Source organism: Vibrio sp. QJM3NY_35 (assembly GCF_057785915.1).
Window position 1 is genome coordinate 2,991,879 of record NZ_CM173507.1, and the last position, 23,676, is coordinate 3,015,554.

General features: G+C 45.2%; 28 protein-coding genes and 1 riboswitch. Of the genes, 14 read left to right on the forward strand and 14 right to left on the reverse strand.

Features of this window, described 5'->3' with window-relative positions; all coding sequences use genetic code 11:
* The first annotated feature begins 68 nt into the window (after positions 1-68).
* Entirely contained in the window at positions 69-458 is a 390-nt protein-coding gene (locus AC3CH3_RS13485) for a RidA family protein (RefSeq protein WP_004735319.1), read from the forward strand.
* Positions 459-582: 124 nt separating this feature from the next.
* On the opposite strand, the gene AC3CH3_RS13490 is transcribed toward AC3CH3_RS13485, so the two are convergent.
* The 8 genes from AC3CH3_RS13490 to mlaF form a co-directional block, all read right to left on the reverse strand.
* Positions 583-1,308: a 1-acylglycerol-3-phosphate O-acyltransferase gene (locus tag AC3CH3_RS13490; protein ID WP_017058926.1), complete on the reverse strand. Its 726-nt coding sequence runs from the start codon at positions 1,306-1,308 to the stop codon at positions 583-585.
* Between the two features lie 152 nt (positions 1,309-1,460).
* Entirely contained in the window at positions 1,461-2,726 is a 1,266-nt protein-coding gene (murA, locus tag AC3CH3_RS13495) for a UDP-N-acetylglucosamine 1-carboxyvinyltransferase (RefSeq protein WP_017058925.1), read from the reverse strand.
* An 8-nt stretch (positions 2,727-2,734) separates the two neighbouring features.
* A complete protein-coding gene (gene ibaG / locus AC3CH3_RS13500) occupies positions 2,735-2,989 on the reverse strand; it encodes a BolA family iron metabolism protein IbaG (RefSeq protein ID WP_017058924.1) in 255 nt (84 codons plus the stop codon).
* 13 nt (positions 2,990-3,002) lie between these two features.
* Positions 3,003-3,311 (reverse strand): STAS domain-containing protein, encoded by a 309-nt coding sequence (locus AC3CH3_RS13505; protein WP_019821470.1) that lies wholly within the window; start codon positions 3,309-3,311, stop codon positions 3,003-3,005.
* The gene (locus AC3CH3_RS13510) at positions 3,311-3,940 is read right to left on the reverse strand and encodes an MlaC/ttg2D family ABC transporter substrate-binding protein (protein WP_120459707.1); all 630 of its coding nucleotides are present in this window, start codon (positions 3,938-3,940) and stop codon (positions 3,311-3,313) included. The genes AC3CH3_RS13505 and AC3CH3_RS13510 overlap by 1 nt, the downstream gene beginning before the upstream one ends.
* Positions 3,941-3,992: 52 nt before the next feature.
* Positions 3,993-4,484: an outer membrane lipid asymmetry maintenance protein MlaD gene (gene mlaD, locus AC3CH3_RS13515; protein ID WP_046224439.1), complete on the reverse strand. Its 492-nt coding sequence runs from the start codon at positions 4,482-4,484 to the stop codon at positions 3,993-3,995.
* Between the two features lie 2 nt (positions 4,485-4,486).
* Positions 4,487-5,266 carry a lipid asymmetry maintenance ABC transporter permease subunit MlaE gene (gene mlaE, locus AC3CH3_RS13520; protein ID WP_008220420.1) on the reverse strand — a complete coding sequence of 260 codons (780 nt, stop codon included), beginning with the start codon at positions 5,264-5,266 and terminating at the stop codon, positions 4,487-4,489.
* 1 nt (position 5,267) lies between these two features.
* A complete protein-coding gene (gene mlaF / locus AC3CH3_RS13525; RefSeq protein WP_019821464.1) occupies positions 5,268-6,062 on the reverse strand; it encodes a phospholipid ABC transporter ATP-binding protein MlaF in 795 nt (264 codons plus the stop codon).
* Positions 6,063-6,326: 264 nt separating this feature from the next.
* Between mlaF and AC3CH3_RS13530 the strand changes: the two genes are divergently transcribed.
* The 12 genes from AC3CH3_RS13530 to mgtE all read left to right on the forward strand — a co-directional run bounded on the left by AC3CH3_RS13530 (position 6,327) and on the right by mgtE (position 15,602).
* Positions 6,327-7,295: a calcium/sodium antiporter gene (locus AC3CH3_RS13530; protein WP_488537324.1), complete on the forward strand. Its 969-nt coding sequence runs from the start codon at positions 6,327-6,329 to the stop codon at positions 7,293-7,295.
* A gap of 34 nt (positions 7,296-7,329) precedes the next feature.
* Positions 7,330-8,301 (forward strand): arabinose-5-phosphate isomerase KdsD, encoded by a 972-nt coding sequence (gene kdsD / locus AC3CH3_RS13535; protein ID WP_017632284.1) that lies wholly within the window; start codon positions 7,330-7,332, stop codon positions 8,299-8,301.
* Positions 8,301-8,858: a 3-deoxy-manno-octulosonate-8-phosphatase KdsC gene (kdsC, locus tag AC3CH3_RS13540; RefSeq protein ID WP_017058916.1), complete on the forward strand. Its 558-nt coding sequence runs from the start codon at positions 8,301-8,303 to the stop codon at positions 8,856-8,858. Before kdsD ends, kdsC begins: the two co-directional genes overlap by 1 nt.
* Positions 8,855-9,418, forward strand: a complete 564-nt coding sequence (lptC, locus tag AC3CH3_RS13545) for an LPS export ABC transporter periplasmic protein LptC (RefSeq protein WP_004735306.1) — start codon at positions 8,855-8,857, stop codon at positions 9,416-9,418. Before kdsC ends, lptC begins: the two co-directional genes overlap by 4 nt.
* Positions 9,399-9,893: a lipopolysaccharide transport periplasmic protein LptA gene (gene lptA / locus AC3CH3_RS13550; protein WP_017058914.1), complete on the forward strand. Its 495-nt coding sequence runs from the start codon at positions 9,399-9,401 to the stop codon at positions 9,891-9,893. The genes lptC and lptA overlap by 20 nt, the downstream gene beginning before the upstream one ends.
* A gap of 2 nt (positions 9,894-9,895) precedes the next feature.
* Complete coding sequence (gene lptB / locus AC3CH3_RS13555) at positions 9,896-10,621, forward strand: LPS export ABC transporter ATP-binding protein (protein WP_004735304.1); 726 nt, start codon at positions 9,896-9,898, stop codon at positions 10,619-10,621.
* A gap of 54 nt (positions 10,622-10,675) precedes the next feature.
* A complete protein-coding gene (locus AC3CH3_RS13560; protein ID WP_019821454.1) occupies positions 10,676-12,136 on the forward strand; it encodes an RNA polymerase factor sigma-54 in 1,461 nt (486 codons plus the stop codon).
* A 62-nt stretch (positions 12,137-12,198) separates the two neighbouring features.
* Positions 12,199-12,486: a ribosome hibernation promoting factor gene (gene hpf / locus AC3CH3_RS13565; protein ID WP_009847742.1), complete on the forward strand. Its 288-nt coding sequence runs from the start codon at positions 12,199-12,201 to the stop codon at positions 12,484-12,486.
* A gap of 1 nt (position 12,487) precedes the next feature.
* On the forward strand, positions 12,488-12,949 hold the full coding sequence (gene ptsN, locus AC3CH3_RS13570) for a PTS IIA-like nitrogen regulatory protein PtsN (protein ID WP_004738707.1): 462 nt from the start codon (positions 12,488-12,490) through the stop codon (positions 12,947-12,949).
* 1 nt (position 12,950) lies between these two features.
* Positions 12,951-13,820 (forward strand): RNase adapter RapZ, encoded by an 870-nt coding sequence (gene rapZ / locus AC3CH3_RS13575; RefSeq protein WP_488537326.1) that lies wholly within the window; start codon positions 12,951-12,953, stop codon positions 13,818-13,820.
* A 2-nt stretch (positions 13,821-13,822) separates the two neighbouring features.
* On the forward strand, positions 13,823-14,098 hold the full coding sequence (locus tag AC3CH3_RS13580) for an HPr family phosphocarrier protein (RefSeq protein ID WP_017066670.1): 276 nt from the start codon (positions 13,823-13,825) through the stop codon (positions 14,096-14,098).
* A 148-nt stretch (positions 14,099-14,246) separates the two neighbouring features.
* Positions 14,247-15,602 (forward strand): magnesium transporter, encoded by a 1,356-nt coding sequence (mgtE, locus tag AC3CH3_RS13585; protein WP_017632278.1) that lies wholly within the window; start codon positions 14,247-14,249, stop codon positions 15,600-15,602.
* A 105-nt stretch (positions 15,603-15,707) separates the two neighbouring features.
* On the opposite strand, the gene pmbA is transcribed toward mgtE, so the two are convergent.
* Positions 15,708-17,051 (reverse strand): metalloprotease PmbA, encoded by a 1,344-nt coding sequence (gene pmbA / locus AC3CH3_RS13590; RefSeq protein WP_017058910.1) that lies wholly within the window; start codon positions 17,049-17,051, stop codon positions 15,708-15,710.
* A gap of 118 nt (positions 17,052-17,169) precedes the next feature.
* On the opposite strand from pmbA, the gene yjgA reads away from it, so the two are divergent.
* A complete protein-coding gene (gene yjgA / locus AC3CH3_RS13595) occupies positions 17,170-17,694 on the forward strand; it encodes a ribosome biogenesis factor YjgA (RefSeq protein WP_017058909.1) in 525 nt (174 codons plus the stop codon).
* A gap of 108 nt (positions 17,695-17,802) precedes the next feature.
* Here the strand turns inward: yjgA and thiQ are convergent, their stop codons facing one another.
* From thiQ to mpl, 5 genes are all read right to left on the reverse strand, one after another.
* Complete coding sequence (gene thiQ, locus AC3CH3_RS13600; protein ID WP_488538180.1) at positions 17,803-18,507, reverse strand: thiamine ABC transporter ATP-binding protein; 705 nt, start codon at positions 18,505-18,507, stop codon at positions 17,803-17,805.
* Positions 18,507-20,120 carry a thiamine/thiamine pyrophosphate ABC transporter permease ThiP gene (gene thiP, locus AC3CH3_RS13605; RefSeq protein WP_488537327.1) on the reverse strand — a complete coding sequence of 538 codons (1,614 nt, stop codon included), beginning with the start codon at positions 20,118-20,120 and terminating at the stop codon, positions 18,507-18,509. Before thiP ends, thiQ begins: the two co-directional genes overlap by 1 nt.
* An 83-nt stretch (positions 20,121-20,203) precedes the next feature.
* Positions 20,204-21,196 carry a thiamine ABC transporter substrate binding subunit gene (gene thiB / locus AC3CH3_RS13610; protein ID WP_488537328.1) on the reverse strand — a complete coding sequence of 331 codons (993 nt, stop codon included), beginning with the start codon at positions 21,194-21,196 and terminating at the stop codon, positions 20,204-20,206.
* 53 nt (positions 21,197-21,249) lie between these two features.
* Positions 21,250-21,369, reverse strand: a riboswitch (TPP riboswitch).
* Positions 21,370-21,412: 43 nt separating this feature from the next.
* Positions 21,413-22,036, reverse strand: coding sequence for a flavin prenyltransferase UbiX (locus tag AC3CH3_RS13615; protein ID WP_488537329.1), 624 nt, complete (start codon positions 22,034-22,036; stop codon positions 21,413-21,415).
* Positions 22,037-22,074: 38 nt separating this feature from the next.
* Entirely contained in the window at positions 22,075-23,433 is a 1,359-nt protein-coding gene (gene mpl / locus AC3CH3_RS13620; RefSeq protein WP_488537330.1) for a UDP-N-acetylmuramate:L-alanyl-gamma-D-glutamyl-meso-diaminopimelate ligase, read from the reverse strand.
* Positions 23,434-23,676: the final 243 nt, after the last annotated feature.

The following is a 23,676-nucleotide window of genomic DNA, read 5'->3' on the forward strand; positions in this document are numbered from 1 at the left end:
TTTACCTATCCAAAGTTTGAAGGCACACTGAAAATTGATTTTTATCTAATAACTGATGGAATAAACCAATGACTAAAGTACTTCACACAGAATCTGCTCCAGCTGCAATCGGCCCATACGTACAAGGCGTTGACCTTGGCAACATGGTACTGACTTCTGGTCAAATCCCAGTAAACCCAGCAACTGGTGAAGTATCTGCTGATATCGCAGAGCAAGCTCGCCAATCTCTAGACAACGTTCAAGCGGTTGTTGAAGCTTCAGGCCTTACTGTAAAAGACATCGTAAAACTAACGGTATTCGTTAAAGACCTAAACGACTTCGGCACAGTAAACGAGGTTTACGGCAAATTCTTCGATGAGCACGGCGTTGCAAACTACCCTGCACGTTCATGTGTTGAAGTAGCTCGTCTACCAAAAGATGTAGGTATCGAGATCGAAGCTATTGCGGTTCGCAAATAGGTTTTTCTCTCTAGAAGAAATGGTTTCTAGTAAACGAATTGGCAAAATGCTGGACGTTTATCAGATACAAAAAAGGTTGCCCATTCGGCAACCTTTTTCATTGTTCATCGTTTCGCTTAGATAATTACTTTTTATTAAGCTCAACCACTTCTTTGTCTAACTCTTCAAGCTTAGCAGCCATCTGCTCACGAGCTAGGTTAGCCAGTTCACGAACATTAGACTTGTCGTAGCCTTCAGTGCTGATTGGTGGCAGCATTTCAACAATCACGTGACCATTGTTCCAACGGTTTAGCTTCACGCCACCGGTTGAGCTACATACGATAGGGATGATAGGCAAACCAGCACCAATCGCAGCATGGAATGCACCTGTTTTGAATGGCAGCAGACCACGGCCACGAGAACGAGTGCCCTCAGGGAACATCCAAACTGAAACATCGCTCTCTTTTAGACTCGTCACGACCTGATCAATCGTACCTACCGCTTTGCTGCGGTTAGCACGGTCAATTAGGATGTTACCCGTTAACCAGTAAAGCTGACCAAATAGAGGCATCCACACTAGGCTTTTCTTACCAACCGTCACTACTTTGGGCGTTACCGCTGATGAAATCGTGAATAGATCCCAGCTGTTTTGGTGGTTCGCTACATAAACATGTTGGCCGCGAGAGTAGGCATCTTCTGGGATGCGAAGCTCTAACTTCATGCCGAAGATCTTCGACATTCGACCGAAATAACGGCCAAAGGTAAATACGTGTTTTGGATTGCGTGGACTTAATAGGCAGTAACCACAACCAAATACAAACATAAGAATCGCAAATATCGCCACTGCGAAAATACGTAATATTGCTATCATTTTGTTCCTCACCGACCGCCAAGTTGATTCATCTATTCGCGCAAAAATAAGCAATAGATTTACTCGCGGTAAATACAACTATAAAAAAGCCGAAACCAAGGTTCCGACTTTTATGTTTTCATCTTACTGATTCATGAATCCACTAACCTAGGTTAGTTCGACTCACTAAATCGTGTAATGTTTGCGCCTAAGGCTGACAATTTATCTTCAATCTTATCGTAGCCACGATCGATGTGATAAATACGGTCAACGATGGTTTCGCCTTGAGCAATACAGCCAGCAATAACAAGGCTCGCAGATGCGCGAAGGTCCGTTGCCATTACTTGAGCGCCGCTCAGTTTTTCCGTTTCACCACAGATAGCCGTGTTGCCTTCGATTTCCGCTTTTGCACCCATTCGCTGTAACTCAGGAATGTGCATAAAACGGTTTTCAAAGATAGTCTCAGTGATAACACCACTGCCCTTCGCCATCATGTTAAGCAGAGTAAACTGTGCTTGCATGTCGGTTGGGAAACCAGGGTGAGGTGCCGTTACGATTTTCACCGCTTTCAGCTCACGACCCGTCATATCAAGACTGATCCAGTCTTCGCCCGTTTCAACCTTCGCACCCGCTTCTTCAAGCTTCGCTAAGGCAGCTTCAAGAAGATGAGCGTTGGTGTTGCGACAAACCACTTTACCGCCAGAAACAGCAGCAGCAACCAGGAAAGTACCTGTTTCAATACGGTCAGCAACCACAGAATGTTGGCCACCACCAAGACGTTCAACGCCTTCGATAGTAATCGTATCTGTACCTGCGCCAGAAATTTTAGCACCCAGTTTGTTTAGGAAGTCAGCTGTATCAACAATCTCAGGCTCACGCGCTGAGTTATCGAGTACTGTTGTTCCTTCCGCTAGCGTTGCTGCACACATGATAGTAATGGTGGCACCCACACTTACTTTATCCATCACGATGTGCGCGCCTTTCAGACGGCCATCAACACTTGCTTTCACATAACCATCTTCCAACTTAATGGTCGCACCTAGTTGCTCTAGGCCGTGGATATGTAGATCAACAGGTCGAGCACCAATTGCACAACCGCCTGGAAGTGAAACTTGGCCTTCACCAAAACGAGCCACTAGAGGACCTAAAGCCCAGATAGAAGCACGCATTGTTTTCACTAAATCGTAAGGCGCACAAAATTCATTAATTTCGCTGCCATCAACATGAACACTACCATTACGTGATACTTTTGCGCCTAAACGCTTAAGCAGTTCCATCGTAGTATCGATGTCACGTAGGTGAGGAACGTTACTTACTTCCACTGGCTCTTCAGCAAGAATTGAAGCAAATAAGATAGGTAGCGCTGCATTTTTTGCGCCTGAGATCGTCACTTCACCGCTTAGCGGCTTATCCGATCCAATAACTCGAAACTTTTCCATCATAAACCTTAAAGTGACATCAGTTTCTTATCACGTTCCCACTCTTCCGGCGTGAAAGCCTTAATGGAAAGAGCATGGATGTCATTGCGTTGAATGTATTCCATTAGTGGGCCGTAGATTAGTTGCTGCTTCTTAACTCGATTCATGCCGTCAAAACATGGATCAACCGCAACAACTTCGTAATGACTGCCTTCCCCTTTCACGAAAATTTCCTGAAGGTTCAGAGCTTCTGCTAATAATTCTTGTACTTTTGTGCTGTCCACAAATAGCTCCTGCCTAATTTTTTATGTGTTCTGCCATCATTGGCTGGATATTGCTCAATTGGAACAACGTTCGTAATTGTTCTGGCACGAAACTGAGCATTATATGACAGTTTTGATTTTTTGCATGCTCTAATAAGTGAATTAGCATCACCATTCCTGCTGAATCGACGCGATTTATATGGCTAAGGTCAATTTCAACGCTCGATTCCGTCGTTTGCCACTTTTCCAATATACGCCAGATTGCAGGGACACTGTCTCGGTCTAGATCACCGAGCAGTTGATACTCTTTAGAGCTTAGTGCTTGCCATTGAGAATGGCTCATTATTTGTTACTCTCAAAACGAATCGGTTGTGCGGCTAATTTCTCTAGTTCGTCAGCAACTTGTAAGATGCCTTCTTGACGAATCTTAGTATTCCACTCCGATTGCTTGCTCGACAACAGGCTAATACCTTCGGCAACCATATCAAATGCTTTCCACTCGCCAGATTTCTTGTCTTTGCGAAGCTTAAATTCAAGCTTAATGTTTGGTCGCGGCGTATCGATGATATCAACCTTGATGCTCGTAATGCGGCTATCCGCTTTGATTTTTGGTTCTGGACCAAATTCAATCGTCTGATCTGTGTATTGAGTCAGCACTTGGGCATAAGAAGAAACCAGGTATTTACGGAATGAATCGATAAACACGCCCACGTCTTTCCTATCCGCACCTTTCAAGTTTGGGCCTAATAACTTAAGTGCCGCATATTGAGCATTCACATAAGGCATCAACTCTTCTTCCACAATGACCTTCAATAGCTCAGGGTCTTGATGGATGTTGTCTTGTTCACTCTTCAAACGCTCAAATGCCACTTCGGCAACTTGAGTCATCATCTGGTAAGGCTGAGTACGATCAATCGATTCTGCAGCAAATGCTTGGGTAGAAATAAGCAACGCCATTGCCGCCATAAACATTGATTTCAAGTAACCAATAGCTTTTAAATGACTAATAGTTTTCAACATCATCTTATTCCTTAGCTTCGCTGTCATTAGAACCACCAACGCTATACAGCACTTGGCCAATCAAATCTTCTAGTACTAATGCTGACTTGGTGTCTTCAATTGCATCACCATCGACCAGCATCTCTTCATCATCAAAAATGAAGCCTGGAACCAGACTAATGTACTGCTCACCGATTAAGCCAGATGTTAAAATTTGAGCGCTAGAGGTATCTGGAAATTGTGAGTATTTCCCGTCAATAGACAGTTCAACGACAGGAAGGTAGCTCTCGGTATCAAGCTCAATGCTTTTAACTCGTCCAACAACGACGCCACCCACTTTCACTGGAGAACGAACTTTTAGGCTGCCAATGTTGTCAAAGGTCGCTTTTAGATTGTAAGTATGGTTCGAACCTATGCCTTTTACGTCAGCGACTTGAAAGATCATGATTAAGATTGCGCAAATTCCGGCAATAACAAAGGTGCCGACCCATAATTCTAATTTTCGAGTTTGTTGCATGATTAATTCCCAAACATCAATGCGGTAAGAACAAAATCTAGCCCTAGTACCGCTAGAGAAGAGTGCACTACAGTGCGTGTGGTTGCCTGACTGATACCTTCAGAAGTCGGTACCGCGTCATAACCATTGAAAAGTGCGATCCAAGTTACGGTGATAGCGAAGACCATACATTTGATCATGCTGTTACCAATATCTCGGCCAAGCTCAACTGAAGACTGCATCGCAGACCAGAAACTGCCGTGATCAATACCTTTCCAATCAACACCCACTAACTGACCGCCCCAAATGCCTACCGCCATAAAGATCATAGCAAGCAATGGCATTGAGATAAGCCCGGCCCAAAGACGTGGTGCAATTATGCGTTTAAGAGGGTCAACGGCCATCATCTCAAGGCTTGAGATCTGCTCTGTTGCCTTCATTAAACCAATCTCTGCCGTGAGTGCTGAACCGGCTCGACCTGCAAATAATAACGCAGTCACCACAGGCCCCAGCTCACGTAACAGTGAAAGCGCGACCATTTGGCCAAGGTTACCCTCAGCGCCGTAGTCAATTAACACGACATAGCCCTGCAGGCTGAGCACCATGCCAATGAACAGACCCGAAACTAAAATAATAGCCAATGACTGAACGCCAACGCTATAAAGTTGTTTTACTAATAAAGGGAAGTTTTTTAGTCGCGGGATGCCAAACAAAGCCCCAAATAACATCAGGCTTGCTCGACCAAATGACTCACAGATCGCAAGTGTGCGCTTACCGACACCCGCAATAGTTTTAGCAATCATATTAAAACAAATCCTTTTCTAAGCTCTTCGCAGGGAATCTAAATGGTACGGGGCCATCAGCTTCGCCTTGCAAAAATTGCTGCACTCTCGGATCGCTATTGTTGTACAACTCATCAGGTGTTCCAGCAGCAATGATCTTGCTATCCGCCATGAGGTAAACCCAATCAGCAATACTCATCACCTCTGGCACATCGTGAGAAACAACAATCGAGGTTAAGCCCAACGCTTGATTGAGGTTACGAATAAGCTCAACCAAAACACCCATGGTGATTGGGTCTTGGCCAACAAACGGTTCATCGTACATGATGAGTTCTGGATCCAAGGCAATCGCACGTGCCAACGCCGCTCTTCTCGCCATACCACCAGACAATTCACTCGGCATTAACTGTGCCGCCCCTCGTAACCCTACTGCCTCAAGCTTTAGTAATACGATGGTACGAATGAATTTTTCATTCAGTTCAGTGTGCTCACGTAATGGAAACGCCACATTATCAAACACATTGAGATCCGTAAAAAGTGCACCCGACTGGAATAGCATGCTCATTTTCTTACGTGCTTGATACAGCTTTCGACGTGATAATGCAGGGATATTGTCGCCATCAAACCAAACTTCGCCTTCATCTGGCGGCAGTTGCCCACCGATCAAACGCAGTAAAGTCGTTTTGCCGATCCCCGATGGCCCCATGATTGCGGTTATCTTGCCTTGAGGCACCTCTAAACTGATGTCGTCAAAGATAACGCGCTCACCGCGTGAGAAGCTGAGGTTTTTAACTTTCACAAGCTCAGTGTTCAACATATTTTTGTTGTTTCCTTGCTTTAAAAAACGCCAATTATGGCTGCAATAATAATGAGTCTACTTTAGAATTAAAAGCACTGTTCAATTAATTCATATTAAACAGGAATGTATGCAGGGATTTGAAAGCATTAGAAAATTATCTATTGAGCTCTCTTTCTTGGTGACGAACTGGTAATTAATTTGCCGAGTGACTTCCCTTTTATCTAGCAACAGGTCAAAATTAGCGGTTAATCCTCCGTTTTTATTAATTTTTTAGGAACCATTATGCTTCTTGAAGCGATTGTTTTTCTCGTTATCGGTTTAGGTTTTTTGGTGTGGAGTGCAGATAAGCTGGTATACGGCGCCGCAGCTCTTGCTCGCAACTTCGGTATCTCGCCATTAGTTATCGGTATGACGATCTTAGCAATGGGGTCTTCGGCTCCTGAAATGATGGTTTCAGCAACAGCTGCTCTTGATGGAAAAACAGATACGGCTGTAGGTAACGTTCTCGGTTCAAACATCGCCAACATTGCCCTGATTTTAGGTATTACAGCGCTGATTAAGCCATTATCTATTAGCTCTGGCGTGATTCGCCGTGAACTACCATTAATGATTGGTGTCACTTTATTAGCTGGCGCACTGCTTTGGGATAACCATTTAGGGTTCTATGAAGGCGTGTTGTTGTTTGTTCTTTTCGCCGCTTTCTTATTTGCCATGCTGCAAATCAGCCGCAGTGAGAAGAAGAACGGTGATGCCTTCCTTGACGAGCAAGAATCAGAAATCCCAGAGGGCGTAAGTAACCCTAAAGCCGCAATGTGGGTCGTGATTGGTCTGATCATCCTGCCTTTGGCTGCTGATATGCTGGTTGATAATGCCGTTGTTATCGCGAAATACTTCGGTATGAGCGACCTTGTCATTGGTCTAACTATCATAGCCGTAGGCACTAGCTTGCCTGAGCTTGCAGCATCACTTGCCGGCGTTATGAAGGGTGAAGATGATATGGCAGTGGGTAATATCATTGGTTCAAACGTATTCAACATCCTTGCTGTTATGGGTATCCCGGGCATTCTAAACCCTTCGATCTTGAGCGAGTTCGCTATGGGTCGTGACTTCTGGGTAATGCTAGGCGTATCGCTACTGCTTGTTGTTATGGCACTAGGAAAATCTCGTAGCGTGAATCGTATTGAAGGCGGCGTGTTAATTGTGACGTTCGTGGCCTACCAAGCTTACCTACTAATGAACATGTCGGCTTAATTGTTGATTTAACTTCCCGTACTTGGAGTATTTGATGTCTCAGCCATTTGATTACCGCAGCGTTGCAAAACAAGTTTTGGAAACCGAAGTTGCAGGTCTCACTCAATTAGACCAATATTTTAATGATGATTTTTGTAAAGCTTGCGACCTTATCCTGAACAACAAAGGCAAAGTCGTTGTGATGGGTATGGGTAAATCAGGCCACATTGGCAACAAAATCGCAGCAACATTGGCAAGTACCGGGACATCGGCTTTCTTTGTACACCCAGGTGAAGCGGCGCATGGCGACTTAGGCATGATCGAACCTGGCGATATTGTGATTGCAATATCCAACTCAGGTGAATCGGGAGAAATCCTCAGCCTATTCCCGGTATTAAAGCGTTTGAACATCAAAATCATCAGCATGACAGGTAAGCCAGCATCAAACATGGCTACCTTGTCTGATATCCATTTACAAATTTCAGTACCGGAAGAAGCTTGTCCACTGGGCTTAGCACCAACAACCAGCACCACGGCGACGTTAGTCATGGGTGATGCATTAGCCGTTGCACTTTTGCAGGCTCGAGGTTTCACCGCTCAAGACTTTGCACTGTCTCACCCTGGTGGTGCTTTAGGTCGTCAACTGCTGTTGAAACTGGACGACATCATGCACACCGGTGATGCACTGCCTGTTGTGGCACCGGATGCGCTAGTTCGAGACGCTCTGTTAGAGATCTCTCAGAAAGGCTTAGGCATGACAGCCATCGTTGGTGAAGATGGCCAAATGGCCGGTATTTTTACCGATGGTGATTTACGCCGTATCTTAGACAAACGCGTTGATATCCATAACACGCAGATCGGCGATGTGATGACACTAAACCCGACAGTAGCCGAGCCAAACATGCTCGCGGTTGAGGGCTTAAACTTGATGCAAGCGAAGAGCATCAATGGCCTGATGTTGTGCCAAGAAGGTAAATTAGTCGGAGCGTTAAACATGCATGACTTACTGAAAGCAGGAGTAATGTAATGACACAGACAGTCGAAACTCTATACGGCACTGTTAACTCAGATGTATTTGCCATCGCAAAAGAGATCAAACTGCTAATTTGCGATGTCGATGGTGTCTTCTCTGATGGTCGCATCTATATGGGCAACAACGGTGAAGAGCTGAAAACCTTCCACACTCGTGACGGTTACGGTATCAAATCACTGATGAATGCAGGCATTGAAATCGCGATCATCACGGGTCGCAAATCTCAAATTGTTGAGAATCGTATGACCGCTCTAGGCATTAAGCTGATTTATCAAGGTCAAGACGATAAAGTTAAGGCATACCAAGATATTTGCGATAAGCTTTCTGTAAACCCTGAAAATACAGGTTACATCGGAGACGATCTGATTGACTGGCCTGTAATGGAAAAAGTTGGCTTGAAGGTCTGCGTGGCAGATGGGCACCCGCTACTTGCAAAGCGTGCAAACTACGTGACAACCATTAACGGTGGTCATGGTGCGGTACGTGAAGTCTGCGACCTTATTTTACAAGCAAGAAATGAACTCGACGTGCATAAAGGTTTAAGCATATGAGTTTTACTCGTATTATCTATTTAATACTCATATTTATTGCCTCTTGGTCGACCTATTACCTGTACGACAAAGAGCAAACATCAACGATACAAGTGGCTCCCAATTTGGAGCTGCCCGCGTTTAGTGGCAAAAGCCTGAACAACATTAGCTACGACGAAAGCGGTATTCGCAGCTATCAGGTTGAATCGACATATTTAGAACACTACTCAGTGGTTGGCGATACGCACTTTCAAAACCCAGTTCTTTCGGTATTCCGTGAAGGGCACACGATTGAATGGCAAGTCACCGCTGATCGCGCGATTATGGATGAGAATCAAGTTGTCACTTTTTATGACAACGTCGTGGCAAAGAACCTGTTGCCAGAAGCCAGCTTCGATACAATGACCACAGATAAAATGGTTGTTGAGCTGCCTAGCCGAGATTTTTATTCAGAGACTCCGGTCCATATGATCGGTACATTTTTTGAAACTGAGGGGCAAGCAATGAAAGGTAACTTCGGTACCAACAATGCGACCCTCTTTAATTCTGTTCAAGGTAGATATGAAACTCTTACACCTTAGTTTATTCGCTTTGACCCTTGCGGCACCTAATGTCTATGCTCTGTCTTCGGATAGCGAGCAACCTGTCTACATTGACTCAGACAGCCAGCAATTGGATATGAAAAGTAACCAAGTAACTTTCCTTGGTGATGTGAACCTTAAACAAGGCAGCATCAACATCAATGCCGATAAGGTTATTGTTACTCGTAACGCCGTAAATGGTGAGATTGAAGAGATTCAAGGCTTCGGTAAGCCAGCAACCTTCTCTCAGCTTACTGACGACGGTAAGACACTCTACGGCGAAGCTGATGACCTACATTACCAGCTTGTTGCCGACCGACTGATCATGACCAAAAATGCGATGCTATCTCAAGATGGCAGCATCATTCGCGGTTCTAAGATCACTTACCAGATCGGTTCTCAGAAATTAGTCGCTGACAGTGGTGAAAACAAACGAGTGTCAACGGTTTTACAACCAACGGAAGTGAATAAGTAACGATGGCTGTTCTTAAAGCAAAAAACCTAGCGAAAACCTACAGTAAGCGTAAGGTTGTTACCGATGTAAGCTTACAGGTAGAGTCAGGCCAGATCGTCGGTCTGCTTGGACCTAACGGTGCGGGTAAAACCACGTCTTTCTATATGATTGTTGGTCTGGTTGCGCGTGATGAAGGTACCATCAGCATTGATGACCGAGACATCAGTATCTTGCCAATGCACAGCCGTTCTCGTCTTGGTATCGGTTACCTGCCTCAAGAAGCATCGATTTTCCGTAAGTTGTCTGTAGAGAACAACATCATGGCGGTTTTACAAACCCGTGATGAGATGACCAACGAACAACGCCAAGATAAGCTGGAAGACCTGCTAGAAGAGTTCCACATCCAACATATCCGCACCAGCAATGGTATGGCTCTGTCAGGTGGTGAGCGTCGTCGTGTTGAGATTGCTCGAGCACTCGCAGCAAACCCGCAGTTCATTCTATTGGATGAACCATTCGCCGGTGTTGACCCGATCTCAGTAATCGATATCAAAAAAATCATTGTTCACCTGCGTGATCGCGGCTTGGGCGTTTTGATTACCGACCACAACGTTCGTGAAACATTAGACGTGTGTGAAAAAGCTTACATCGTAAGCCAAGGACACCTGATCGCTGAGGGTACTCCTGAAGATGTTCTCAATAACGAACAAGTTAAACAAGTTTATCTAGGCGAACAATTCCGTCTATGATTATATAGAGAGTATCGAGAGTTCTAAGAATAATAACTAGGTAAGTCACACTGAATGAAACCCTCATTACAACTTAAGCTAGGCCAACAGTTAGCAATGACTCCTCAATTGCAGCAAGCGATTCGTTTGTTGCAATTGTCTACTTTAGATTTGCAACAAGAGATTCAAGAAGCACTTGAATCTAACCCACTACTCGATGTCGAAGAAGGCAATGAAGACACGCCAACATCGGAAGAAAAACCTAGCAGTGACGAAAAAGAAACCGTTGAAGCCACAGAGCAAGACTTACCTGATAGTTCAGACTTAATCGAAAAATCAGAGATTGGCAACGAACTAGAAATCGACACAACTTGGGAAGACGTCTACAGCGCAAACACCGGTAATACAGGTATCGCAGTTGATGACGACATGCCTGTTTACCAAGGTGAAACCACTCAAAGCCTGCACGATTATCTACTTTGGCAACTCGACCTAACGCCATTCACTGACACCGACCGAAGCATAGCTTTTGCATTAATAGATGCTATCGATGACTATGGCTACCTCACTGTAACTTGTGAAGACATCCTTGAAAACTTCGACAATGAAGAGATCGAGCTTGATGAAATTGAAGCCGTACGTAAACGAATTCAACAATTTGACCCGCTAGGTGTCGGTTCAATCAATCTGCAAGATTGCTTATTACTGCAGCTGGCAACCTTTCCTCAAGATACTCCTTGGCTCAACGAAGCTAAGTTAGTACTTACTAGCCATATTGACCAACTTGGTAACCGTGATTACAAATTGGTTATCAAAGAGACCAAGTTGAAAGAAGCAGAACTACGTGAAGTTTTGCAACTGATTCAACAACTGGACCCGCGCCCTGGCAGTAAGATTACTCCGGATGAAACTGAGTATGTGGTTCCGGATGTATCTGTCTTTAAAGACCTTGGCAAATGGTTAGTGACCATAAACCCTGATAGCGTGCCTAAGCTAAAAGTGAATCAGCAGTACGCTGATCTGGGTAGTAAAGGCAACAGCGCCGACAATCAATACATCCGTTCAAATTTGCAAGAAGCAAAGTGGCTAATTAAAAGCCTAGAGAGCCGAAATGAGACGCTACTCAAAGTTGCGCGATGCATTGTTGAACATCAACGTGATTTCTTCGAACATGGCGAAGAAGCGATGAAGCCAATGGTTCTGAATGATGTTGCGTTAGCTGTTGATATGCACGAATCCACGATCTCTCGTGTGACGACTCAAAAATTCATGCACACACCACGTGGAATCTTCGAACTCAAATACTTTTTCTCAAGCCATGTCAGCACTGACAATGGCGGTGAATGTTCATCTACAGCAATTCGCGCACTCATTAAGAAGCTTGTCGCAGCGGAAAACACCGCGAAGCCTCTAAGTGATAGTAAGATTGCTGCTTTACTGGCTGACCAAGGAATTCAGGTAGCTAGACGTACCATAGCGAAATACCGTGAGTCTCTGGGCATTGCCCCATCGAGTCAGCGTAAACGCCTGCTATAAGCTAATTTAGTCGCTATTTACTCAGCAGCTATAATCAGGCAACTAACTGAAAAGGAAAGTCTATGCAAATCAATATTCAAGGCCATCACGTTGATCTTACCGATTCAATGCAAGACTATGTTCACACCAAATTCGACAAACTTGAGCGCTTCTTTGATCATATCAATAGTGTTCAGGTTGTTTTAAAAGTTGAGAAAATCAATCAAATCGCAGAAGCTACCCTGCATATAAATCAGGGGGAAATCCATGCGACAGCAACAGATGAAAGCATGTATGCCGCGATTGATTCATTGGTTGATAAACTCGTCCGCCAACTCAACAAGCACAAAGAAAAGCTAAGTAGTCACTAACATGCAATTAAGCGAAGTACTTTCATTGGACTGCACCAAAAGTGCAGTCCAATGCACAAGCAAAAAAAGAGCCCTTGAGCTCATCAGTCAGATCGCAGCAGAAAGCTGTGGTCAAGATTCAACAGAACTGTTTGAGTGCATGTTGAGCCGTGAAAAAATGGGCAGTACTGGCATTGGTAATGGCATCGCTATTCCCCATGCTCGTATGAATGTCAGTGATAAAGCGATTGCTGTATTACTGCAATGCCAAGACCCAATCGAATTTGATGCTATTGATAACCGTCCTGTCGACCTACTATTTGCCCTGCTTGTTCCAAGTGAACAGTGCAAAGAGCATCTAAAAACCCTTTCTTGTATGGCAGAGCGACTTAACGACAAGCAGACTCTTAAACAGTTGCGTAATGCTCAAAGCGATCAAGAGCTTTACGACATCATGATTCAAGTGCCAACTTGCGAGCAATAACATGCGGTTAATCGTTGTTAGTGGCCAATCAGGAGCCGGTAAAAGTGTTGCGCTGCGAGTCCTTGAAGACTTGGGGTATTACTGTGTCGATAACCTTCCAGTAAACCTGCTCAACGACTTCGTCGAATCGGTACGCGAGATCAATCAAAACGTTGCTGTAAGCATTGATATTCGTAACCTTCCAAAAGAGCCTCAGCTAGTAACAGAAATGCTAGAGCAGCTAGAGTCTGCAACCAACATTGATGTGAACGTATTATTTCTAGACGCAAGCAAGCAGACGTTACTCAAACGCTACAGCGAAACACGTAGAATCCACCCGTTATCAATCGGCCAAGAGAAATTATCTCTTGAGCAAGCGATTGGTTTGGAAAAGACACTCCTGACACCTCTCGTAGAGCAAGCCTGCATTGTGATTGATAGTAGTGACTGTAACCTCTACGAATTGAGCGAAAAGGTTCGATTTAAAGTTGAAGGCAAAGAGAAGCAAGAGCTGATCATTGTCTTTCAATCTTTCGGTTTTAAATATGGCCTACCAAGTGATGCCGACTATGTGTTCGACGTTCGCTTTTTGCCCAACCCTCACTGGGAACCAGCACTACGGCCTTTAACAGGTCTTGATGCACCAATTCACTCTTTTCTAGAAAAACACGCAGAAGTTCTTGAGCTCAAGCAACAGATCCAAGGCTTTGTTGAACAGTGGTTGCCAATGTTAGAGAAGAATAATCGCAGTTACCTAACGGTCGCGATTGGTTGTACTGGCGGTAAACACCGCTCGGTTTATCTAACTCAAAAAATTGGTGAGTACTTTGAGCAACTTGGCCATCAAGTTCAAATCAGACACGCCTCCCTAGAGAAGCACCAACAGGGCTAACCATGGAATTAACTCGAACTGTACTGATCCAAAATCGCTTGGGTCTTCACGCTAGAGCAGCCGTAAAGTTGGTTGAGCTTGCACAAAGCTTTGATGCAACCATCACTATCCATAGCGAAGAAGATAAAACAGCAACAGCAGACAGCGTTATGGGGCTACTTATGCTGGAATCAGCGCAAGGGCAACATATTACGATTCAAGCTGCAGGTACCGATTCACAGCAAGCACTGGATGCCGTCTGTCATCTCATTGAAGACAAGTTTGATGAGGGGGAGTAGCGAAAACGCTTCACTCACAACGCCTAAGACTCAAACAACGAACCAACCAATATTAAATCTTATTTCTATCTAAGTTTATGATTTAAATAAGCCCCAGAATTAAGTTACTATTCCAACCATTGTTAGAATAATGAGATAGGAGGAAAATATGGCAGAGCAATTAGAATTCGACCAAGCTCACCAAACCCTCCAAGAAGTCAGCGAAGCCCTAGAAAACGGCCGATTTGTTCACGTACGCCGACAACTTCAGGACATGGAGCCTGAAGATATTGCACACCTTTTAGAAGCCTCCCCTCGCAAAAGTCGTGACGTACTCTGGCAACTCACCGATCCTGAAGACTACGGTGAAATTCTTGATGAACTAAACGAAGACGTCAAAGATGCTCTTGTGTCGAAAATGGCACCTGAGACCTTGGCAGAAGCAACCGAAGGTATGGAAACCGATGACGTCGCGTACGTACTTCGAAGCCTACCCGACGATGTTTCTCGCGAAGTCCTTTCTCAAATGGACTCCGTCGATCGTGCATTAGTTGAAACTGCCCTGTCGTACCCTGAAGATTCAGCGGGTGCGATCATGAACACCGACGTAATCACGATTCGTGGTGATGTCGATGTTGACGTTGTATTGCGCTACATGCGTATGCGTGGCGAACTGCCAGATGCAACTGATGCTCTGTATGTTATTGATGAAGAAGAACGTCTTATCGGTAACCTATCACTTACCACGCTAGTAACGACTCAACCTGATGTCCCTGTTTCAGAAGTGATGGATGATGCCGACGAAGCGATCGCGGTAGAAACCAGTGCGTCAGATATCGCGAGCCTGTTTGAACGTCGTAACTGGGTTTCTGCGCCTGTCGTCGATAGTAACCAGCACCTTGTTGGTCGTATCACCATCGATGACGTGGTTGATGTTATCCGTGAAGATGCCGAACACTCAATGATGAGTATGGCGGGTATGGACGATGACGAAGATACCTTCGCACCGGTCGTAAAATCTGCTCGTCGTCGTAGTGTGTGGCTTGGTGCTAACGTACTCGCAGCACTGGCGGCAGCATCTGTATCAAACATGTTTGAAGCAACGCTCGATCAAATGGCAGCGATTGCGGTTCTGATGACTATCGTGCCTTCGATGGGCGGGGTTGCTGGTAACCAAACCGTTGCACTGGTGATTCGTGGTTTAGCACTTGGTCATATCGGTGACAGTAACAAACGCGAACTACTACTCAAAGAAGCAGCGATCGGCTTCCTAAACGGCGTGTTATGGGCCGTTATCATTGGTGGTATCGTGGTAGCTTGGAAAGGTAACTGGATACTGGGAGGTATCATCTCAGCGGCGATGATGACTAACTTGATTGTCGCTGGTATCGCCGGTGTAACCATCCCAGTGATGTTGAAGAAGATGAATATCGATCCAGCCCTTGCTGGCGGTATGGCACTGACCACAGTAACCGATGTTATTGGCCTATCGGTGTTCTTAGGCTTAGCAACCATACTTATCTAGCTTGATTAGCGACTCGGTAAATACAAAAAGGGAGCCATTGGCTCCCTTTTTTAATGCATCAGATTTAAATCTCATGTTTAAACTTGGAGTTTAAACTGAAGCAAATTACTCACCCGCGACTTTCATCGACTCAAGCAGGATAGAACCCGTTTGAATTTGCGAACGTGTTTCTACGTCGTTACCCACAGCAACAATCTGAGTAAACATGTCTTTTAGGTTACCGGCGATTGTTACTTCTGATACTGGGTATTGGATCTCTCCGTTTTCAACCCAGAAACCCGCAGCGCCACGAGAGTAATCACCCGTTACAGTATTAACGCCTTGGCCCATCACTTCAGTCACTAGGAAACCCGTACCCAACTCTTTTAGCATCTGCTCAAAGTTTTGGCCGGTCGATTTAACGAACCAGTTATGAATACCGCCCGCATGACCGGTTGGTGTCATGTCCATTTTACGTGCTGCGTAACTCGTCAGTAGATAAGTCGCCAGAACACCATCAGTGATGATTTCGCGATCTTGAGTGAACACACCTTCGCTATCGAATGGGCTTGAAGCCAAACCACGCAAGATATGTGGTCGCTCAGAAATGTTAAACCAGTCAGGTAGGATTTTCTGACCGAGATGATCCAATAGGAATGACGACTTGCGGTAAAGGTTACCGCCACTGATCGCCATCACAAGGTGACCAATCAAGCCAGTAGCAACATCGTTAGCGAACATAATTGGGTATTGGCCTGTTGGTAGCTTTTTCGCATCCAAACGGCTAATGGTCTTTTCTGCTGCTTCTTGACCTACGCGCTCAGGCGTCCATAGCTCATCACGGTGACGTGCAACGGTATAGCTGTAGTCTCGCTCCATCTCACCGTTGGCGCCTTGTCCAATCACACAGCAGCTGGTGCTATGACGGCTTGAAGCGTAGCTTGCTAGTAGGCCATGGCTATTACCATAAACCTTAACGCCATAGTGGCTGTCGTAGCTTGCGCCATCACTCTGTTTGATCTTGTCGCTATAAGCTAACGCCTGCTTCTCAGCAGCAATCGCAATCTCAGCAGCATAATCAGGATTTGGTTCATCAGGGTGGAAAAGATCCAAGTCTGGAATTTCTTTTACCATGTATTCTTTTGCTGCAGGACCTGCAAATGGGTCTTCAGACGTGTACTGAGCGATATCAAGTGCAGCCGCGACGGTTTGAGCAATCGCCTTTTCACTCAGATCAGATGTAGATGCGCTGCCTTTTTTCTGGCCGCGATAAACAGTAATACCTAGCGCACCATCACTATTAAATTCAACGTTTTCCACTTCACACATACGTGTTGAAACACTTAAACCCGTTGACTTAGTAATAGCGACCTCAGCTGCGTCTGCACTCACTGATGCCATATCCAACGCTTTAGCTACTGCGGCTTCTAGCTCAACTCTTTGCTGGGCGACTTGCTGTTTTACATCCATATCTATTCTAATTTTTTAGGTCAATATTACGTAGGATAACAAGAATTTCGCTTTCTCCCCAAGATTCTTGCTAAAATAGGCAATATATTCGTTTGAGATAGTGACATAGGCAGAAAAGATGGCTCGCAAAAACCAAAAAGCCCCATGGGAACCAGAAGAAGAAATCATCTGGGTAAGTAAGACAGAAATGAAAACGGACATGGATGCCCTGCAAAAGCTGGGAGAAGAGCTTGTTGGTCTAAAGCCTTCTGTATTAGACAAATTTCCGCTGTCTGAAGATTTGGCACAAGCGATTAAAGATGCACAACGCTTTAAAAATGAAGCGAAGCGTCGTCAACTTCAATACATTGGTAAAGTAATGCGTAATGTCGATCCTGAGCCAATTCAAGCGGCTTTGGATAAAGTACGTAACAAACACTCACAAGCAACAGCTGAGCTACATAAGCTTGAGCAACTGCGTGATCGTGTTGTTGCTGAAGGTGATGCGGCTATTTCAGAAGTAATGGAAATGTACCCTGAAGCAGACCGTCAGCGTCTTCGTCAGCTAGCTCGCCAAGCTAACAAAGAGAAATCAGCGAACAAGCCTGCAAAGTCTTCTCGTGAGATCTTCCAAATCTTAAAAGAGCTAAAGCTAGAAGACTAATCGTTATCTCGCTTTACTCATAGAGTGAATAAAAGACCTAGCACATGCTAGGTCTTTTTGTTTTCTACGTACTCAATATCAGAGAGATTAAACAGGAGTGATGAGTCGTCACTCACCCGCTTTAACAAATGAGCTTAATTCTGTCTGTGGATGATCCGCCGTCAGTGCCTCTATCGAGTCTTCCACCAACACCTTGCCTAGCGCCACAAACACAAACTTATTCGCGATACTGCGTGCGTCACCTAAATGGTGAGTCACCATCAAGACCGTAATATTTCGCTCTGCCGCTAATCGCTTCACTAAGCTAAGCATCTCTTCACGCAGCAAAGGATCAAGCGCAGAGAAAGGCTCATCAAGCAGCCAAATATCATGAGGTTGGACAAAACAACGCGCTAACGCGACACGCTGGCGTTGACCACCGGATAAGTGCTCAGGCAATCTATCCAAATACTCAGCAACACCAACTTGTGCTGCGGCTTGCTCCACAGCTTGCTTTTGGGTTGCGGTAAGCTTTAAACCCGGGTGCAGACCTAAACCAATATTTTCACGTACCGTGAGGTGGGCAAACAGGTTGTGCTCTTGAAACAACATCGCCAATGGGCGCTGATGTGTTTCTTTACCAATAAGCGATTGCCCAGCCACTGAGATCTCACCCGATGTAGGCTCGATGAAACCAGCAACTAGCGCCAACAGTGTAGATTTACCCGCACCACTCGGCCCCATAAGCGCAACAATATCGCCCTGCTCAGCTTGAAAATCAAAGCTAAACAACTCTCTGTGATAGTGGTAATCCACATCTTTCATCACTAACATCATCGGTTCCTTAATTCTTTAGCATCGAGCTTAGATCTTCGAGTAAATAAGAATTCTATTAAGCTAAAGCTGCCGACACTCAATAACAGTAAGCTCACAGAAACTACCGCCGCAGCTTCCATTTGATAACTGCCTAACAATTGGAATAGGTACAAAGGCAGAGTTCTAAAATCTTGGCTACCAAACAAAGCAATCGCGCTTAAGTCACCCATCGCCAACATAAAGCTGATCGAGAAGGCTTGCGCCATCGGCTTACGCAGTGCTCGCCACTCCACCAACCTAAAACGCGTGAAACCTGTCATTCCCAAGCTTGCACACACATACTGGTACTGCTGAGACAAATGCAGCATAGGTTGAGCCAAGGTTTTAATTACGTAAGGCAGCGCCATTAAACTGTTGACGGCAATCACGATAAAGAAAGCTAAACTAAAGACATCGGTGAGTGAACGCAGTAATAAGAAGATCCCCGTACTGATCACAAGCCCCGGAGTCACTAAGATAATAGTGCCAATCAGCTCGATTTTATCGGCTCGAAAATTCTTGTTCTGTAAACGCCATGCTCGGCTAGTCAGCAGTATGGAGATACCAATACCAACTGCGATAACACTTGCTAATGACGCGACTTTAACCGAGGTCATTAACGCCGCCCAAAATGGCTCGCTGCTGAGTACGGTTAATGCCTGCGAGTTAATTCCACTGACGATAACCATAGCTAATGGCGGCAATACCAGCATTGAGACTATGATGATCCAGAAGCTATCCCAAGCTTTTGACCACCAGCTGTCCTTAACCAAATATTTCTCTTCCGACAGCTGACTGGCCGTCACTGAAATAGGTTTAGATAGCCGTTGAATACTCACAGCTAGCACACCACACAGCAGCATTTGCCATATCGCGAGCAAGGCACCAGCTTGAAGGTCAAAGTCGAATTTAATCGCTTGATAAATAGCGAGTTCGATAGTGGTCGATTTCGGACCTCCACCTAGCGCCATCACGGTAGCAAAGCTAGTAAAGCACAACATGAAGACTAAGCCACATACATGAGGCAGTTGTTGTCTCAATCGCGGCCATTCGACCCACCTGAATTTGTTCCAATGACTCATACCCAAATGAGCACACAGCTTATGTTGCTCGGCAGGCACGGTATCTAAGGCTTGTAAAAGTAAGCGACTGGCATAAGGCAAGTTAAAGAAAACGTGTGCCAGCAAAATACCATTCAATCCGTATATGGAGAATGGCAGTTCAATATCGAAGTTCGCCAAAAATTTAGCTAACCAACCACTATTGCCATAGATCGCAAGTAAGCCAAATACACCGACTAACACCGGCAGGACTAAGGTCGACGCGAACAGCCTTAACAATAAAGCGCGTCCAAAAAATTGTCTACGACACAGCGCATGAGCAATAGGTATAGCAAAGCCAACACTCAGCACCGTTGAGAGTGTCGCCTGATAAAAACTGAATTTCGTTACATGCCAATAGTAGGGATCGGACCATACTTGGCTGATATCAAGAGAAGGGGCATTGCTAAGCAATGCCCCAACTGCTGAAACCACGAAGGCGGTAATGAGTATCGCAACCCAGATACCTACCTTAGGTGTTTTCTTTATCATAAATTGATTTTTACCGTAAACAGTTCACTCAAAGTATATCGAACGAACTTTTAAATACAGAAAGCCTATTTCTTTAAAGTAAGTTAGAAAGTAAGTGCACTCTGCCATTCACGAATCCAAGGCTTACGCTTCTCGGCGATCTCTTCTGAGCTAAAGCTCAGCGCTTTCTGAGGAACCGTAAGTTGCTCAAACCCTTTTGGTAACTCAACATCCGTCACTGGGTACATCCAGTTACCTGTTGGCATCGCCGATTGGAATTCATCACTTAGGATAAACGCCATAAACTCATCAGCAAGTTTCTCGTTCTTACTGCCTTTAACTTTAGCGGCCACTTCCACTTGAGTGTAATGCCCTTCTTCGAAGCTTGCTGCTGCATACTTAGAATCGCTCTCAGCAATAATGTGGTAAGCCGGAGACGTTGTGTAAGACAAGACTAAATCTGACTCGCCTTCTAGGAACATAGAGTAAGCTTCAGACCAACCTTTGGTTACAGTCACTGTTTTCTGGGCAAGCTTCTTCCATGCTGTAGTTGCTTCATCACCGTATACCGACTTCATCCAAAGCATCATGCCTTGGCCAGGTGTTGATGTACGTGGGTCTTGGTAGATAACCTTAAGATCATCACGCTGCTCAACCAACTCTTTAAGGCTCTTCGGTGGGTTTGCTAACTTCTCTTTGTTGTAAACAAAAGCAAAGTAACCAAAGTCATAGGGAACAAAAGTGCTGTCGTTCCAACCATTAGGAAGCGTTACTGATGAAGTATCAACATTATGCTCAGCCAATAAGCCCGTCGCTTTCGCTTCAGCCATCAGGTTGTTGTCGAGACCTAGCAAGATATCGGCTTTGCTGTTTTCGCCTTCAAGACGTAAACGGTTCAGGATAGAGACGCCATCTTCTAGAGCGACAAAATTCACATCACAACCACACTTCTCTTCGAATGCTTTTTTAACGGCAGGACGAGGGCCCCAATCCGCAGCAAAAGAGTCATAGGTGTATACAGTCAAAGTGTTGTCTGCAGCAAAGGCAGAAAAAGAAATAGCTGTAGTAACAGCAAGGGTAGTTAATATGAATTTCACTGGACGCTCTCCATGGTCTGAGCGGCACAGGTTTGAGGGAGGAGAACGGTTGAGGTTGTTCCTAACTCAATTCCTACGCCAGCATTATCTGGTTCAGGTTTACGGGTCCCAAGCATCAGCTTGATCTCAGCTCGCATTCATTATTTGAATGGTTTGCTCCCCGATGAGTGTTCAGGATTGTAATTTGATTTTTAACAATAAGCTATCAAGTTTGGATCAATTACGTTGATCGTAGCCCCAACGTGGCACTAAACCTTGTTCTATACCTAAGTGATCAAGGATACGCGCCACCATAAAGTCGACCAAATCTTCAATTGACTTAGGTTGATGATAAAAACCCGGGGCTGCAGGCATGATCGTCACACCCATGGTCGAAAGCTTGTGCATGTTTTCGAGATGAAGCGTCGAAAATGGCGTCTCACGAACCACTAACAACAGCTGGCCTCGCTCTTTCATGACCACATCGGCTGCTCGCTCAATCAGGTTATCCGATAGACCATGAGCAATCGAAGCCAAGCTTCCCGCGGAACATGGGCAAACGACCATCTGCTTCGGCGCTGCTGAACCAGAGGCAACCGGCGAGAACCAATCATCTTTGCCACACACCACCAGCTTTTGAGGGTCGCAGCCAAGGTGTTTAACTAAAGCTTGTTTCGCCGCATCTGGCCCAGCAGGTAACTTAAGTTCATGCTCGGTCGCCAATACCACTCGCGCTGCCGATGAAATCAGCAAGTAGACCTGATAATCGGCTGCCAAAAGGCATTCAAGTAAACGCAGGCCATAAGGCGCACCGGATGCGCCAGTGAAAGCAAGAGTTATCGCTTTATCGTGTTTTGTCATGTTCTCAATTACTTCAAATTATAAGGTCGTGGATGCCGTTAGCCTTTGAGTGCCAATCCATCCAACAATTTTTGGTGAATGCCACCAAAGCCACCATTACTCATTACCAAGATTTGGTCGCCCGCTTGTGCCTCTGAGACAATTTTAGCAACGAATGCATCCATGTCATCACTCACGTGTGCAGGTTGATGGCACGCATCGGCAACATCTTGAACTGACCAATCAATGTTATCCGGTTGGAATAAGTAGGTAGAATCCGCCTGCTTCAACGAATCAGCCAGGGTTTCTTTGTGCACACCACGTTTCATGGTGGCAGAACGAGGTTCTAAAACGGCAATGATTTTCTTAGTGTCGACCTTATTACGTAATCCGCCCAGAGTAAGTTCAATCGCCGTTGGGTGATGAGCAAAATCGTCATAAACAGAAACACCTACCACCTCGCCTTTAAACTCTAAGCGACGCTTGGTATTAATGAAAGTCGCCAGTGATTCACATCCTAAGTCGGGTGTCACACCGACATGTCTTGCCGCCGCAATCGCCATCAAGGCATTACTTACGTTATGATCACCAACCAAATCCCAGTCTACGGTTCCAACACATTCATTTTGGAAGTAAACCTCAAATTGAGAGCCATCTTTGACCAGTTTTTTGGCATCCCAATCGCCTTGCTCGCCACTCGATTCAGTTTCGCTCCAGCAACCGCGAGCTAAAACATCTTGAATAGCGATATCCTGCTTAGGTGAGAAAATGCGACCATTGCTTGGCACAGTACGCACCAAATGATGGAATTGTCGCTTAATCGCTTCAAGATCGTCAAAGATGTCCGCATGATCGAACTCTAGGTTATTCATCACTAAGGTTCTTGGGTGGTAATGAACGAACTTAGATCGTTTATCGAAAAAAGCACTATCGTATTCGTCGGCTTCTACCACGAAGAACATACTTTCACCAAGGCGCGCAGAGATACCAAAGTTACCCAACACACCGCCAACTAAGAAGCCCGGTGCATAGCCACAATCTTCCAAGATCCAAGCCAACATGCTTGATGTCGTGGTCTTACCGTGCGTTCCAGATACCGCTAACACCCAACGGTCATGCAGCAGGAACTCTTGCAACCACTGAGGACCAGAGGTGTATCTAAGGTTGTTATCCAACACATACTCAACACACGGATTACCGCGGCTCATTGCGTTACCGATAACCACGAGATCCGGCCTTGGCTCTAATTGGCTAGGGTCGAACCCTTCAATAATTTCAATCCCTTGTGATTCCAACAAGGTGCTCATTGGTGGGTAAACATTCGCGTCGCTACCCGTAACCTTGTGACCTAATTGACGAGCCAATACCGCAGCACCCCCCATGAAGGTGCCACAAATTCCTAAGATATGAATATGCATAAATTACTTCCAAACGCTTGGCTAAATAAACGATGCCTAATTAAAACGGCTTGCACTCATTATCATTAAATGGCGATTAAAAGCGAGCGGCAATGCAAAACAAATTTAGTCGACATAGTAAGTGAGATCTGTGTCGCTTAGTTCATTACCATTAAAAAGATCTAACCTTTAGAATTTAGGTAAGCGTCTAGATGAATAAAGCCCACTCAAGAGGCCGAATCTACAGTGCTCAAATCCCCCCTA

Coding starts and splice junctions, on each gene's coding strand:
- AC3CH3_RS13485 (WP_004735319.1), top strand. CDS start 69: ATGACTAAAGTACTTCACACAGAATCTGCTCCAGCTGCAATCGGCCCA.
- AC3CH3_RS13490 (WP_017058926.1), bottom strand. CDS start 1,308: ATGATAGCAATATTACGTATTTTCGCAGTGGCGATATTTGCGATTCTT.
- murA (WP_017058925.1), bottom strand. CDS start 2,726: ATGGAAAAGTTTCGAGTTATTGGATCGGATAAGCCGCTAAGCGGTGAA.
- AC3CH3_RS13505 (WP_019821470.1), bottom strand. CDS start 3,311: ATGAGCCATTCTCAATGGCAAGCACTAAGCTCTAAAGAGTATCAACTG.
- AC3CH3_RS13510 (WP_120459707.1), bottom strand. CDS start 3,940: ATGTTTATGGCGGCAATGGCGTTGCTTATTTCTACCCAAGCATTTGCT.
- mlaD (WP_046224439.1), bottom strand. CDS start 4,484: ATGCAACAAACTCGAAAATTAGAATTATGGGTCGGCACCTTTGTTATT.
- mlaE (WP_008220420.1), bottom strand. CDS start 5,266: ATGATTGCTAAAACTATTGCGGGTGTCGGTAAGCGCACACTTGCGATC.
- mlaF (WP_019821464.1), bottom strand. CDS start 6,062: ATGTTGAACACTGAGCTTGTGAAAGTTAAAAACCTCAGCTTCTCACGC.
- AC3CH3_RS13530 (WP_488537324.1), top strand. CDS start 6,327: ATGCTTCTTGAAGCGATTGTTTTTCTCGTTATCGGTTTAGGTTTTTTG.
- kdsD (WP_017632284.1), top strand. CDS start 7,330: ATGTCTCAGCCATTTGATTACCGCAGCGTTGCAAAACAAGTTTTGGAA.
- kdsC (WP_017058916.1), top strand. CDS start 8,301: ATGACACAGACAGTCGAAACTCTATACGGCACTGTTAACTCAGATGTA.
- lptC (WP_004735306.1), top strand. CDS start 8,855: ATGAGTTTTACTCGTATTATCTATTTAATACTCATATTTATTGCCTCT.
- lptA (WP_017058914.1), top strand. CDS start 9,399: ATGAAACTCTTACACCTTAGTTTATTCGCTTTGACCCTTGCGGCACCT.
- lptB (WP_004735304.1), top strand. CDS start 9,896: ATGGCTGTTCTTAAAGCAAAAAACCTAGCGAAAACCTACAGTAAGCGT.
- AC3CH3_RS13560 (WP_019821454.1), top strand. CDS start 10,676: ATGAAACCCTCATTACAACTTAAGCTAGGCCAACAGTTAGCAATGACT.
- hpf (WP_009847742.1), top strand. CDS start 12,199: ATGCAAATCAATATTCAAGGCCATCACGTTGATCTTACCGATTCAATG.
- ptsN (WP_004738707.1), top strand. CDS start 12,488: ATGCAATTAAGCGAAGTACTTTCATTGGACTGCACCAAAAGTGCAGTC.
- rapZ (WP_488537326.1), top strand. CDS start 12,951: ATGCGGTTAATCGTTGTTAGTGGCCAATCAGGAGCCGGTAAAAGTGTT.
- AC3CH3_RS13580 (WP_017066670.1), top strand. CDS start 13,823: ATGGAATTAACTCGAACTGTACTGATCCAAAATCGCTTGGGTCTTCAC.
- mgtE (WP_017632278.1), top strand. CDS start 14,247: ATGGCAGAGCAATTAGAATTCGACCAAGCTCACCAAACCCTCCAAGAA.
- pmbA (WP_017058910.1), bottom strand. CDS start 17,051: ATGGATGTAAAACAGCAAGTCGCCCAGCAAAGAGTTGAGCTAGAAGCC.
- yjgA (WP_017058909.1), top strand. CDS start 17,170: ATGGCTCGCAAAAACCAAAAAGCCCCATGGGAACCAGAAGAAGAAATC.
- thiQ (WP_488538180.1), bottom strand. CDS start 18,507: ATGTTAGTGATGAAAGATGTGGATTACCACTATCACAGAGAGTTGTTT.
- thiP (WP_488537327.1), bottom strand. CDS start 20,120: ATGATAAAGAAAACACCTAAGGTAGGTATCTGGGTTGCGATACTCATT.
- AC3CH3_RS13615 (WP_488537329.1), bottom strand. CDS start 22,036: ATGACAAAACACGATAAAGCGATAACTCTTGCTTTCACTGGCGCATCC.
- mpl (WP_488537330.1), bottom strand. CDS start 23,433: ATGCATATTCATATCTTAGGAATTTGTGGCACCTTCATGGGGGGTGCT.